Source organism: Streptomyces sp. NPDC054863 (assembly GCF_053610825.1).
In genome coordinates, this window is sequence record NZ_JBSGZD010000218.1 from 1 (window position 1) to 13,556 (window position 13,556).

Genomic DNA, 13,556 nt, shown 5'->3' on the forward strand with positions numbered 1-13,556 from the left:
GGGGTGTTGCGGCAATGGCCGGAACACCCCCGCCCTTCGCTTGTTGTCGGTACCCGTCCGATTGCCCGGTGGATACGATGCTTGGTGGTACGGCGCATCCACTGTGATCCACCTCAGGGAGGGCGGAGCCATGCGAACGGTGAGCCGGGGCCAACTGGTGAGTGCAGGGCTGGGACTTGGGGCTGTCGGCGGGTTCGTCGGCAGCCTGATCCGGGAGCGGAGCGCGCTGAGCGCCGCTCGTGGTGCGGCAGGCGAGGAAAGTGGGGAACAGCCTTCATGGGGCGTCGGCTCGTACCGCTCACGCTGGACAACCTGGCGGATCTTCCCCACCGGTGCCGCGGCTGCGTCTTCTGGGAACTCGATCCCGTTCGGGGTGAAGCAGCGGTAGGCGCGGGCAGGGCCGAGCTGGAAAAGGAGGCCTGGATCTCAGCCGTCCTACTGGAGTGGGGTTCCTGCGGCCGGGTGGTCTATGTGGACGAGGTCCCGGTGGGCTTCGTGATGTACGCGCCGCCGGCATATGTGGCGCGGGCGACGGCCTTTCCCACGAGCCCGGTGTCCCCTGACGCGGTGCAGCTGATGACGGCTCTGATCGTGCCCGGCTTCCAGGGGCAGGGGCTCGGGCGGGTGATGGTGCAGACGGTGGCCAAGGACCTTCTCCAGCGGGGCTTCAAGGCGATCGAAGCGTTCGGTGATGCGCGCTGGAAGGAACCGGCCTGTCTGCTCCCGGCGGATCATCTGCTGGCGGTCGGATTCAAGACGGTCCGGCCGCATCCGAGGTATCCCCGGCTGAGGCTTGAGCTGCGTACGGCGCTTTCCTGGAAGGAAGACGTGGAGCTCGCGCTGGACAAGCTGCTGGGTGTGGTGCAGAAGGACCCGGTGCTCCGTCCGCTGTAGCGGAAACGTTGAGGGCCCACCCCGACTCGGGGTGGGCCCTCAACGTTTCACGTGAAACAACAGCGGCGGACTACTGCTCGCCGATGAAGGCGTCCAGGTCGCGGACGATCGCGGCCTTCGGCTTGGCGCCGACGATGGTCTTGGCGACCTCGCCGCCCAGGTAGACGTTCAGCGTCGGAATGGACATGACGCCGTACTTGGCTGCGGTGGCCGGGTTCTCGTCGATGTTGAGCTTGACGACCTCGATCTTGTCGCCGTGCTCGGCTGCGATGGCTACGAGGGACGGCGCGATCTGACGGCACGGACCGCACCAGGCGGCCCAGAAGTCGACGAGGACGGGCTTGTCGCTCTTGAGGACGATCTCGTCGAAGGAGTCGTCGGTCACGTTCTTCAGGTCGCCGGCCACGGCGGCCTCCTTCACATCGGGGGGGGGTGGGGTGGGAATGGGGTCAGGCGGCGGGAGTCTTCTCCGGCTCGGCCACCTTCTCGCTGTCGGCGAGCGCAGCGAGGTAGCGCTCCGCGTCGAGCGCGGCGGAGCAGCCGGTGCCGGCAGCCGTGATGGCCTGTCGGTAGGTGTGGTCGACGACGTCGCCCGCGGCGAAGACACCGGCCAGGTTGGTGCGGGTCGAGGGGGCTTCGACCTTCACGTAGCCTTCGTCGTCCAGGTCGACCTGGCCCTTGAAGAGCTCGCTGCGCGGGTCGTGTCCGACCGCGATGAACAGGCCGGTGACGTCGAGCGGGGCGGTCTCGCCGGTCTTGGTGCTGCGCAGGGTCACGCCGGAGAGCTTCTGGTCGCCCTCCAGGGACGCGGTCTCGCTGTCCCAGGCGAACTTGATCTTCGGGTCGGCGAAAGCGCGCTCCTGCATCGCCTTGGAGGCGCGCAGGGTGTCACGGCGGTGCACGATGGTGACGGACTTGGCGAAGCGGGAGAGGAACGTGGCCTCTTCCATCGCGGTGTCGCCGCCGCCGACCACGGCGATGTCGTGGTCCTTGAAGAAGAAGCCGTCGCAGGTGGCGCACCAGGAGACGCCGCGTCCGGAGAGAGCGTCCTCCTGGGGGAGGCCGAGCTTGCGGTGCTGGGAGCCGGTGGAGATGATCACGGCCTTGGCGCGGTGCACGGTGCCGGCGGTGTCGGTGACCGTCTTGATGTCGCCGGTGAGGTCGACGGAGACGATGTCGTCGGGGATGAGCTCGGCACCGAAGCGCTCGGCCTGGGCGCGCATGCTGTCCATCAGGTCCGGGCCCATGATGCCGTCCCGGAAGCCGGGGAAGTTCTCGACCTCGGTGGTGTTCATCAGCGCGCCGCCGGCGGTGACTGCGCCCTCGAACACGAGCGGCTTCAGCGAAGCACGCGCGGTGTACAGCGCGGCGGTGTAACCGGCCGGCCCGGAGCCAATGATGATCACATTACGGACGTCGCTCACGGGTTTCTTCCTCGTCTCTGCAGACTGCCTACTGCCAACCGGGGCCCGGTCTGAACCTTTCACCCCACCCAACGGATACTACGGGCCTGGCATTCCCGAGACGGACGAGCGCGTGGGCGCGTGCGTCAGCGACGGGGGTAGGCGTGTGTCAGCAGCAGTTCGCCCTTGCCCGCGGGCGTCGCGTCGACGCAGGCCGCGTCGACGACGTACGCCTGGACCTGAGAGCTGTCGGAAGTGTGCGGCAGCAGTACGAGGAACGCCTCCTTTCCCTCGTACTTGCCCAGCTCTGTGGCCAGTGGTGTGTCCGTGCGGTCGGTGCCCTTCTGGATGCAGGAGGGCACGCCGAGGGACTGCTTCGTGGAGGGGCTCTCCTGGATGCCGACCGGCGGGGCGTTCTTGTCCTTGGGGGTGTGCATGCCCTCCACGCGCGAGGTGCCGAGCAGTTTCTGTACGCGGCCCTGGAGCGGAGCGCCGGAGAACTGCTGGTTGCTGGCGGCGGACACGGAGTCCTTGCCCTGCTGGTTCGGAGTGGACTGGAACGACTGCACGAGCAGCACCCCGAGGCCGAGTGTGGCGGCGCCCAGGACGGCGCTCCACACGGTGCGTCGTCGGGGCCTGCGCGACGCGGGTCGTCCGGGACCGGTTGTGGCACGGGGGTGGCCCACAGGGCGGTCTGCCCGCTGGTCGGCTGCCGGACGGTCGGCAGCCGGACTGTCAGAGGTCCGGCGTGCGGGTGCAGGCGATGTTTCACGTGAAACATCGATGGACTCGGCAGCGTTGTGAGCCATGTCGTCGGATGCCGTGGAGTTCAGCAGGGCCTCGGCGGCCAGGGCCGCGTCGATCCGTCCGCAGACGTCTGCGGGCATCCGCTGCGGCCCGGGCAGGGTGCCGAGCAGGCCGCGGATTTCCTCCAGGGACAGCTGTACGTCGGCGCAGAGACCGCAGCCGGCGAGGTGCTGCCGTACGTCCTCGGTGCGGGACGGCGACAGCAGTCCCTCCGCGAGGTCGGCGATTTCCGCGACATCCGGGTGCTGAGCCGTGCCGGTCGTGGATGTCACGTGCGCCCACCTCCGCCCTTCACAGCGGCAGGACCGTTCGGTCCTGCGTCCCTAGGTTCCGTTGCCTGTGGGACGGATGTCCCCGGCCTCCGGTTCCTTCCCCCTCCGGAGTCGTCGCTACCCCTGGTACCGGTGCGCAGATGAGTGAGGAGGGGAAGGAGTCTGGCCCGGCCGCGTGCGCAGCGGCTTTTCACGGTTCCGGTCGGTACGTCGAGAACGCGGGCAGCCTCTGCCACCGGGTATCCCTGCATGTCGACGAGGACCAGTGCGGCTCGCTGTTCGGCGGGCAGGGTGCGCAACGCTGCCAGGAGTTCGCGGTGCAGGTCCTGGCGCTCGGCGGGGGCCTCGGCGGACTCGTGGGGTTCCAGGAGCTGGTCCAGGCGCTCGGTGTCGTCCACGGGCGAGGTCTTGCGGGAGGCTGCCTTGCGGGCGCGGTCGAGGCAGGCGTTCACCGTTATTCGGTGCAGCCAGGTGGTGACGGCGGACTGCCCGCGGAAGGTGTGGGCGGCCCGGTAGGCGGACACCAGGGCGTCCTGGACGGCGTCGGCGGCTTCCTCCCGGTCGCCCAGAGTGCGCAGGGCAACCGCCCACAGCCGGTCGCGGTGCCGGCGTACGAGCTCGCCGAAGGCGTCCGGATCCCCCTTGACGTGCCGGGCCAGGAGATCCTGGTCGTCGGCATCGCGCAGTGTGACGTCGTCCAACGGTGAGCCCCCCTCTCCCCTGATGGCTGAGTCAGCCTGTGAACTTCACATCGGTTATGGCCTGCTTGTGGCCCGCGCCGCTGTAGCCGTCCTGGCCGGCCGAGGGCATCGCCGTCATCCAGAGCAGTACGTAGCGCGTCTTCACTGGCTTCTTTGCCTTGATCGAGGCTTTCGAACCACCGGTGGTCGCGGTGGCGATCTTCTGCATCGATTCGACGTCCCCGGACGTGGACATCGAGTCCGCCGCGTACAGGGTGATCGTGGTGTGTTCTCCCGGGTATCGGAACGCTATCGACGACTCGGCCACGTTCTTCTCCGCGCCGAGGTCGTAGACGATGCCCACACCCTTCTTGAAGGGAGCCAGTTCGGGGCCGTCGATGAACCACTTGGTGCGCCAGTACGTGCTGCTGTCGCCGTCGTAGGTCTTCGCCACGTCGCCGGCGGCCTGCGGCTTGCCGTCGGGATAGAACTCGGCGGCGTCCTCGATGGCGAGCGGCTTGGGCACGACGGCCTTCGGTCCCTCGTTGCTCTTGGGATCGGTCTGTGTCTGTGTGTCGTCGCTCTTGTCGCGCCGCTCCAGCAGGTTGTCGGCGAGCTGCCAGCTGCCCAGGCCGATCGCGGCGATGAGCAGCGCGGCCACACTCCACTTGAGGGCCTTGCCGGTGCGGCTCTGGAGCGGCGGCGGTGGCGCGGGCGCCACTGCTTGTGGGGCGGCCGGGCGGGACTGCGGGCGGCCGTACGCACCCTGCTGGTAGTTGGTGCGCTGGTAGTCGGGGCGGGGGGTGAAGACCGGCTCCGGCGGGCGGATGCGGGGCATCGCGGCGACGGCTTTGGCCAGTTCGTCGGGGGTCGTGCAGGGCGGTTCCTGACGGGATGCGGTGGCGCCGTCGTTGGCCAGGGCTCGCATGGCGAGCTCGGACAGGCCCCGGTGGACGCCGGCCCGTACCTGGTCGGGGGCGATCAGCCCGATGCCCTTGGGGAGCCCGGTGAGGCCGTAGGCGTCGCTCTCGTACGGCCAGCGCTGGGTCAGCGACGCGTACAGCAGGGCGCCGATCGCCTCGGTGTCGGTGAGCTGGGGGCGCTCGGTGGTGATGCCGCGCAGGGCGGCGTTCACCGCGAGGCCGCGGATCCGGTACTGGCCGGTGGAGGTGCGCAGCACGGCGCTCGGGGTGAGCCGCAGGTGGGACAGGCCCTCCCGGTGTGCGGCTGCCATGGCCTGCGACACCTGGCTGACCAGTTGATAGGCGTCGTGCGGTTCCAGGGGTCCGGAGGCGAGGAGGGCGGTCAGTTCGGTGGCGTCGGGCAGCCACTCGTGGACGACGTAGACGAGGTCGTTCTCCTCGACGGCGTCCAGGACCTGTACGAAACGGGGGTCGCCGAGCAGTGCGGAGGAGCGGGCCGCTGCGAGCACGGAGCGGGCTCTGGCGTGGTCGGCGGGCAGCAGGTGGACGCCGACGGCCCGCCGCAGTTTCTCGTCGACCGCACGCCAACTGCTGAAACCGTCCAGACGGGTGACGCACTCCTCAAGCCGGTACCGTCTGGCCAGCTTGTGGCCGCTGTGCAGCTCGGGGGCGACGATGGGGGTCTCGGTGCCCTTCTTCTGGCCCGCCTCGTTCTGCGTGCTCATCTCCGGTGTTTCCTGGCCTTCCGCCACCCCGTCGGCCGTGGCCCTGTCCGCATCAGTGGCAGACGATGCCTTCCCGCCGGGGGCGGGAGAAGGTCCGTCACCGCTGTTGTCGGCCACGTCGACGGCAGCCGTGCTACGTTCCGCCACCGTCGTTCCTGCCTCCCCATCCGTTGCGCGCTGCTGAGCAGCCCTGCCAATTGTGCCCACAGTCCGCTGCTGTGCACGACACACGACGGCGGGCGATGGTTGTGCGGACGTACCTGATACTCAGCGCCCCAGGCGCCCGCGGACCATGCCGACCAGGGCATTCAGCTCCGCGATGCGCATCTTCTTCGCCGCGGCGAAGAAAACTCCGAGCAGGACTGCCCCGCCCACGATCAGAGCAGCGAGAGAGCCGAGGACGCCCTGTCCGAGGGCCTGCGAGAGCGCGTACCCCGCTGCACCGGCAAGCATGGCTGCCGGAATCGAAGCAATCGCCAGGCGTGCGTACGTACGCAGGACGTTCGCGCCGTCCAGGTCGCCGCCGAGCCGCTTGCGCAGCCGCTGCCAGGCGATGCCGACGCCGATCGAGTAGGCGAGTCCGTAGGAGGCGGCCATGCCGGTCACGGCCCAGCGGTCCGGCAGGACGAAGTAGCAGAGTGCGGAGGCTCCGGCGTTGACCAGGGCCACGATGACCGTGTTGTAGAAGGGGGTGCGGGTGTCCTCGTACGCGTAGAAGGCGCGCAGCACGACGTACTGCACGGAGTACGGGATCAGGCCGAGGCCGAAGGCCATCAGCATGTAGCCCATGTTCGTGGCCGGGGTGACGCCCGAGGAGCCGAAGATCAGCGTGCAGATCGGCACGCCCAGGGCGAGGAAGGCGAAGGCGATGGGGACGATGGCGACGGCGGTGGTGCGCAGCCCCTGTGAGATGTCGTCGCGGACCGCGCCCGCGTCGCCCTCGTTGGCCGACCGGGACAGCCGCGGCAGCAGTGCGGCCATCAGGGAGACGGTGATGATGGCCTGTGGCAGACCCCAGATGAGCTGGGCGTTGGCGTAGGCGGCGAAGCCGATGCCGTTGCCCTCCTTGCCGACGGCGGCGGTGGCGAGCTGGATGACGACGATGGCCCCGGCCTGGTTGGCGAGGACGAACAGGATCGTCCACTTGGCGAGCTTGGCGGCCTTGCCGAGGCCCTGGCCCTTCCAGTCGAAGCGGGGGCGCAGCTTGAAGCCGGTCTCGCGCAGGTACGGAATCATCGCGAGGGCCTGGACGACGAGACCGAGCAGGACGCCGATGCCCAGGAGGCGCTCGCCCTCCGGCGGGATGCTCGTCACCGTCATTCCGGAGGTCGCCGAGGTGCCGTACACCCAGATGAACATGCCGAGCGTGCTGATGATGACGACGTTGTTGAGGACCGGGGTCCACATCATCGCGCCGAACTTGCCGCGCGTGTTGAGGATCTGACCCATCACCACGTGGACGCCCATGAAGAAGATCGTGGGCAGGAAGTAGCGCAGGAGAGTGACCGCGACGTCGTTGGCCGCCGCGTCCTGGGAGATCTTCACCGACAGGAAGCGGACCAGCAGTGGAGCGAAGAACATCGCGAGGGCGGTGAGCGCGCCGAGGGCCACGGTGACGAGGGTGAGCAGGCGGTTGGCGTAGGCCTCGCCGCCGTCCGCATCGTCCTTCATGGCGCGTACCAGCTGCGGTACGAAGACGGAGTTGAGGCCGCCGCCGACGGTCAGGATGTAGATCATCGTCGGGAGCTGGTAGGCGACCTGGAAGGTGTCGCCGAGCAGGCCGGCGCCGAGCGCCGCGATGATCAGGGCGGAGCGGATGAAGCCGGTGAGGCGGGAGACCATGGTGCCCGCGGCCATCACGGCACTGGACTTCATCATGCTCGCCGCACGGCCCGCGGGCTTCTTCGGTACTGCGGCCGGGGCGACCGGTGATTCGGGGGCCGCAGGGGCGGGTACTCCCGGGGTCTGCTGGTCGCGGTAGAGGTGCGCGAACGCGTCCTTCTCCGGCTGGTCGTCCTCGCTCGCCCGGGTCACCAGGTCGTCGATGCCGGTGAACTGCACCGTGCGGGCGTCGTCCCCGTACGGCAGATGACGCGACGGGCCGTCCGGTTCGGGCGGCGGGGTCTGGGCCCACACCCTGGGGTTCGGCGCATAGGGCGGCGCGGCGGGCTGCTGGTACAGCGGCTGCGTGTCCTGGTAGGTGCCGGGCGGCGGAGGAGGGTGGGAGGCGCGGTCGTAGAGCGCCTCCGTCACCGGGTCCTGCGCGGAGATGTCCTGCGACCGGTAGGGGTCGTGTTCGTACGCGGACTGCATGTACGGGTCGTCCTGGGCAGGCGGAGCGGGCTGCTGCGGGGGCGCATGGCCCGCCGCATCGCCGCCCGCGCGCTGGCCGCGGTCACCGTCGTACGGCGCGTTCATTGCAACCCCACCTCATCGTCCCCGGCCGACGGCCACGACATCGCTCAACGGTCCACTTTCTCACCCGAGGCCGACGGCTCCCCGCTTTCCGGACCGGTGTCCGGGGTCGGGTCACTCGGCTGCTCGGGGTCCTCACCGTCGGGTGCGCCGCTTTCCGGCGCCTCGCCGCGGGCCGCCGCGCGCTTGCGCTGCGAGTACATCTTGATGCCGGCGAGCACGAGCAGCAGCACCCCGCCGGCGATCACCAGCATCACCGTGGGCGTGACCTCGTTGACCTTCACCATGAAACGCATCTCGGGTCCGTACGGGGTGCCGTCCTCGGTGAACAGCTGGGCGACCACCGGCACCTTGCCGTTGGCGTTCGCCGTCGTCGCGATCTTCACGGACTGGCTGTGTCCGCCCCTGACCTTGATCGGCTGCTCGGTGACCGCCTGCCCCTCGCCCCCGCCGAGCTTCAGGCGGGTCGGCTTGGTGGACTCGACCCGCAGCACCAGGTGGTCGACGTCCTGCACGAGCTTGTTCTGGACCGTCACCGGGATCGTCGCGCTGCGCCCCGAAAGGGTCGCGGTCGACTTCTCGATCAGGTTGACCTCGCTGGTGAGGTCGTCCAGATAACGCTGGACATCCTCCCGGTAGACGCCCGCCGCGGCGTCGTTGCCACGCCATGAGGTCGACATCTCGCGGTTTATGGCGTTGCCGAACGGGGTGACTACCCGCTCCGGAAGGGTCAGCACCACCTTGAAGTGGTCCAGCGTGTTCTGGGTCGCCTTGATGTCCTCGAAGGCGGTGGTGGGCAGCTCCTGGTCCCGCAGCCTGCCCGGGTAGGAGGACGAGCCGGGGACCTGGGTCGTCGCGCCGGGATCCGGTTTGGCCTTCGCCGCGGCCATCAGGTCGAGCGGCTGCGTCCAGCGCTGGGCGTCCAGCGCGCGCAGGGCGGTGGCCATCGACTGGGCCTGGGTGACGGACGGCATCCGCTGCGGGGCGACGACGGTGCTGCGCTGCTTGTCCTCGTCCTGCTGGGTCAGCGCCAGCGTCTGCGCGAGGAACTCCTGGACGGCCAAGGTGGAGTTCTCGGCCCGGGACATGTCGCCCTGGAAGGCGGTGGAGAGCCGGGCGTCGGCGACCACCGCGGTACGGCCGGCGCCGATCGGGCGGGCCGCGGTCGGTGCGTAGAGCAGCCCGCCGGCCTCTCGCAGGCTGTCGCTGCGGGCGATCACGTTGTGGGCTCCCGCCGAGGTGGCGGTGTTCACGATCGCGGGGTCGACGGCTCCGTCGACCGGCCAGGCGAAGTCCGTGGACGACTTGACGTGCAGGGTCGAGTCCACGGTGAGCTGGGCGGCCTCGGTAGCCCGCTGCAGTTGGTTCAGGGAGCCGGGGACGTTCTTGCCGCGGTGCGCCAAAGAGGCCAGGTCGGGGTCGGCGAAGGGCAGCGCCACCACCTTCTTGTCCTGTACGGCCTTCTCCACCGTGTTCAGCCACTGCTTGGCCACGGCCTGGCTCTTGCCCGGCACGTTGGCGCCGGTCGCCTTGTCCTTGACCGTGTAGCCCTTCACCATCGCGTCGACCGTGGCGAGCAGGTCCGGGTCGATGACCCAGGTCACGGGCAGTTCGGCGCCCAGTTGGACCAGCTGTCCCAGTCGCCCGCCCGGGGCGAGCTCCTTGGCGAGGTCGTCGTTCTCGAAGACGGGGGTCTGCTGCTCGTCGGAGCCCGTTTCGGCGGTCAGACGGGTTGTGGAGATCAGCGGCCACAAGTAGGTGAGCTGCGTCTTCTTCTTCGTGGCGTCGTTCTGCCAGGGCAGGAAAGTCCGTTCGACGCCCAGAACCCGCTCGGTGTTCTCCCCCGGTGTCTTCCCCGAGAGCGTCACGCCGAGCTGATAGACGCCCGCCTCGTCGAGCCCCAGCTTGTCGACGGGGACGGCGAGGGTGAAGTCCGTGCTGATACCGGCGGGCAGCTTCGGGATCTTGACGACGTACGTCTCCAGCTCCGCGGGCTCGCTGCTCCCGGAGTAGCCGGTACGGGCCGCCGCGGCGTCGATCTGGGTGCGGCTGGAGAGCCTGTTGCCCACCCGCAGCCCGACCCGGGCCTCTGTGACGGTCGCCCTGCCCTTGTTGGTGACCGTCCCGGAGACGGTCACCGTGTCGCCCTTCACCGGGGCGCTGGGCGTCAACGAATCGAGTGCGACGTCGACGGTGCGTGACCCCGAGGCGTCCTCGGCCGCGTATGCGGCCGGTGCTGCCGGGAGCTGTGCCAGCCCGGCCAGGAGCGGGGCGCCGGCGATGAGGGATGCCGCACGACGTACCCATCGGCGGGCAGGAGAAGGATTCATCCCCTGGAAGTCTGCCGCCTCGGCCACGCGCTCGCCCGTCCCTCGTCGTTGGCTGCCGTTGATGGTTCTCCGGTTGCTGCGTCCACGCATGGTAACGATGCGCGCCGCGGCGAAGTGCCGCGGACTGCGCCACATGATCGGAAGAGTCTCTCAGGGCCCTGAGAAAACGATGACACTCCGCCCGGCGGGGGCACGTACCCTTTTCTGTTGTGCCGAACGCCAACGAAGACAACTCCAGCGCCCTGAGTCAGGTGCAGCGCCGTGCAGTCAGTGAACTGCTGCGGGTCTCACCCGTCGCCGACGACCTCGCCCGCCGATTCCAGGAGGCGGGCTTCCGTCTCGCCCTGGTCGGTGGTTCGGTCCGGGACGCGCTCCTGGGCCGGCTCGGCAACGACCTGGACTTCACCACCGACGCCCGTCCCGAGGACGTACTGAAGATCGTCCGGCCGTGGGCGGACGCCGTGTGGGAGGTGGGGATCGCCTTCGGGACGGTCGGTCTGCAGAAGGACGCCCGTGTCGGGGACGCTGACATGAGCTTCCTGATCGAGGTCACGACGTACCGCTCCGAGGCCTACGACAGGACCTCGCGCAAGCCCGAGGTGTCCTACGGCGACTCCATCGAAGAGGACCTCGTCCGCCGCGACTTCACCGTGAACGCGATGGCGGTCGCGCTCCCGGAGAAGGAGTTCATCGACCCGCACGGCGGCCTGGAGGACCTTTCGGCGGAGGTGCTGCGCACCCCGGGGACGCCGGAGGGCTCCTTCTCCGACGACCCGCTGCGCATGCTGCGCGCCGCCAGGTTCGCCGCCCAGCTCGACTTCGAGGTGGCCCCCGAGGTCGTCGCGGCGATGACCGAGATGTCCGAGCGCATCGGGATCGTTTCCGCCGAGCGGGTACGTGACGAGCTCAACAAGCTGCTGCTCTCCGCCCACCCCGCCAAGGGCCTCTCCCTGCTCGTCGACACCGGGCTCGCCGCCCACGTGCTGCCCGAGCTGCCCGCGCTGCGGCTGGAGAGCGACGAGCACCACCGGCACAAGGACGTCTACGAGCACTCCCTGATCGTTCTCCAGCAGGCCATCGACCTGGAGGATGACGGCCCGGACCTGGTACTGCGGCTGGCCGCGCTGCTGCACGACATCGGTAAGCCGCGGACCCGGCGCTTCGAGCAGGACGGCAGGGTCTCCTTCCACCACCACGAGGTGGTCGGCGCGAAGATGACCAAGAAGCGCATGACCGCGCTGAAGTACTCCAACGACATGATCAAGGACGTCTCGAAGCTGGTGGAGCTGCACCTGCGCTTCCACGGCTACGGCACGGGCGAGTGGACCGACTCCGCCGTGCGCCGGTACGTCCGGGACGCCGGCCCGCTGGTCGAGCGGCTGCACAAGCTCACCCGCTCGGATTGCACCACCCGCAACAAGCGCAAGGCCGCCGCGCTTTCCCGGGCGTACGACGGGCTGGAGGAGCGCATCGCGCAGCTCCAGGAGCAGGAGGAACTGGACTCGATCCGGCCCGACCTGGACGGCAACCAGATCATGGAGGCCCTGGGTATCAGCCCAGGACCGGAGATCGGGAAGGCGTACAAGTTCCTGCTCGAACTGCGCCTGGAGAACGGCCCGATGGGGTACGACGACGCGGTCGCGGCGCTCAAGGAGTGGTGGGCCGGTCAGGGCTGAGCCCATGTTTCACGTGAAACATGGTCGGTCTTCCGGCCGGTTTCACGCCGTGGGAGTCGGTGGCGGGCGATGTTTCACGTGAAACACCGCCCGCTTCGCGTGAGCCGGTTCCAGCGGGCCAGCGCCAGCGCCACCCCGGCATAGAGCACCGCAGTTCCGCAGACCAGGGCGGCCGAACGTCCGTCGGCCGGCAGCACCAGGGCCGCTACCGCTGCCGCGCCGACGAAGGCGACGTTGAAGAGCACGTCGTAGAGCGAGAAGACCCGGCCCCGGTAGGCGTCGTCCACCGAGGACTGCACCACAGTGTCCGTGGCGATCTTCGAGCCCTGAGTGGCAAGGCCGAGGAAGAAGGCCCCGGTCAGGACCGGTACGGGGGAGAACGGCAGCCACAGTGCCGGTACGAGCACGGCGGCCGACGCGGCACACAGCACCATCCAGCCGTACGGCCCCAGCCGCCCGGCTGCCCACGGAGTGAGCAGCGCCGCCGCGAAGAAGCCCGCGCCGGAGACACCTGCGGCAAGTCCCAGTAGCGCCAGCCCCTCCGTACCGTCGCCCCCGGCAGAGGTCTCGGTCCATGCGTACCGGCACAGCATCAGGACCGTCACCGTCAGGGCGCCGAAGCAGAAACGCAGCACGGTCATCGCTGCCAGGGCGCGGGCCGCGGACCGGCGTGCGGCCAGGTGTCGCAGGCCGTCACGGAGACCGTGGGCCGTGGAGGCGAGTGCCGCACCCAGCCGCGGCTTCCTCACCTCCGGTTCGGGTCCGAGGAGTTCCCGGCCCATGCGCAGGGAGGCCAGGGCCGAGCAGAGATAGAGCAGGGCCCCCAGGAGGACGACCACGGCGTCGGAGTCCGGACCCAGCAGCCGTACACCGAAGGCGAGTCCGCCGCCCAGTGTGGCGGCGAGGGTACCGGCGGTCGGCGACAGGGAGTTGGCGATCACCAGCCGCTCGGTGTCCACCACGCGCGGCAGGGCGGCCGAGAGCCCCGAGAGGACGAAGCGGTTGACCGCGGTGACCGACAGGGCGGAGGCGTAGAAGATCCAGTCCGGTGCGGAGCCCACGATCAGCAGGGCGGTGCACGCGGCGAGGACGGCGCGCAGCACATTGCCGTACAGGAAGACCTGGCGGCGGTTCCAGCGGTCGAGGAGGACTCCGGCGAAGGGGCCCACGACCGAGTACGGCAGCAGCAGTACCGCCATGGCGGAGGCGATGTCGGCGGGCGAGGTCTGTTTCTCCGGGGAGAAGACGACGTACGTGGCGAGGGCGACCTGGTAGACGCCGTCCGCAGACTGGGAGAGCAGCCGCACGCTCAGCAGGCGCCGGAAGTCGGGCAGGTGCAGCAGCACCCGCAGATCACGCACGACGGACATGCGAGCAAGGGTCACACACGGGCACCACGAGGAGGGTCCCCGGGCATCTGCTGCCCGGGGA

10 protein-coding genes are annotated in these 13,556 nt (G+C 69.4%); 2 read left to right on the forward strand and 8 right to left on the reverse strand.

The genetic code is table 11. The features are described from left to right. Positions 1–276 precede the first annotated feature (276 nt). On the forward strand, positions 277–894 hold the full coding sequence (locus ACWGIG_RS28675) for a GNAT family N-acetyltransferase (protein ID WP_453324585.1): 618 nt from the start codon (positions 277–279) through the stop codon (positions 892–894). A gap of 70 nt (positions 895–964) precedes the next feature. Here ACWGIG_RS28675 and trxA read toward each other — a convergent pair whose 3' ends face one another. The 7 genes from trxA to ACWGIG_RS28710 all read right to left on the reverse strand — a co-directional run bounded on the left by trxA (position 965) and on the right by ACWGIG_RS28710 (position 10,476). Beyond that, positions 965–1,300: a thioredoxin gene (gene trxA / locus ACWGIG_RS28680; RefSeq protein WP_453324586.1), complete on the reverse strand. Its 336-nt coding sequence runs from the start codon at positions 1,298–1,300 to the stop codon at positions 965–967. 43 nt (positions 1,301–1,343) lie between these two features. Then, on the reverse strand, positions 1,344–2,318 hold the full coding sequence (gene trxB / locus ACWGIG_RS28685; protein ID WP_453324587.1) for a thioredoxin-disulfide reductase: 975 nt from the start codon (positions 2,316–2,318) through the stop codon (positions 1,344–1,346). Positions 2,319–2,443: 125 nt separating this feature from the next. After that, positions 2,444–3,376 carry a hypothetical protein gene (locus tag ACWGIG_RS28690; protein ID WP_453324588.1) on the reverse strand — a complete coding sequence of 311 codons (933 nt, stop codon included), beginning with the start codon at positions 3,374–3,376 and terminating at the stop codon, positions 2,444–2,446. Further along, the gene (gene sigM / locus ACWGIG_RS28695) at positions 3,373–4,077 is read right to left on the reverse strand and encodes an RNA polymerase sigma factor SigM (protein WP_453324589.1); all 705 of its coding nucleotides are present in this window, start codon (positions 4,075–4,077) and stop codon (positions 3,373–3,375) included. The genes ACWGIG_RS28690 and sigM overlap by 4 nt, the downstream gene beginning before the upstream one ends. Before the next feature lie 31 nt (positions 4,078–4,108). Further along, the gene (locus ACWGIG_RS28700; RefSeq protein ID WP_453324590.1) at positions 4,109–5,851 is read right to left on the reverse strand and encodes a protein kinase family protein; all 1,743 of its coding nucleotides are present in this window, start codon (positions 5,849–5,851) and stop codon (positions 4,109–4,111) included. Positions 5,852–5,971: 120 nt separating this feature from the next. Further along, entirely contained in the window at positions 5,972–8,122 is a 2,151-nt protein-coding gene (murJ, locus tag ACWGIG_RS28705; protein ID WP_453324591.1) for a murein biosynthesis integral membrane protein MurJ, read from the reverse strand. Between the two features lie 44 nt (positions 8,123–8,166). After that, positions 8,167–10,476 carry a DUF6049 family protein gene (locus ACWGIG_RS28710; RefSeq protein WP_453324592.1) on the reverse strand — a complete coding sequence of 770 codons (2,310 nt, stop codon included), beginning with the start codon at positions 10,474–10,476 and terminating at the stop codon, positions 8,167–8,169. A gap of 182 nt (positions 10,477–10,658) precedes the next feature. On the opposite strand from ACWGIG_RS28710, the gene ACWGIG_RS28715 reads away from it, so the two are divergent. Further along, positions 10,659–12,125: a CCA tRNA nucleotidyltransferase gene (locus ACWGIG_RS28715; protein ID WP_453324593.1), complete on the forward strand. Its 1,467-nt coding sequence runs from the start codon at positions 10,659–10,661 to the stop codon at positions 12,123–12,125. Positions 12,126–12,199: 74 nt separating this feature from the next. Here the strand turns inward: ACWGIG_RS28715 and ACWGIG_RS28720 are convergent, their stop codons facing one another. Continuing rightward, positions 12,200–13,495, reverse strand: a complete 1,296-nt coding sequence (locus tag ACWGIG_RS28720; RefSeq protein WP_453324594.1) for an MFS transporter — start codon at positions 13,493–13,495, stop codon at positions 12,200–12,202. Positions 13,496–13,556 lie beyond the last annotated feature (61 nt).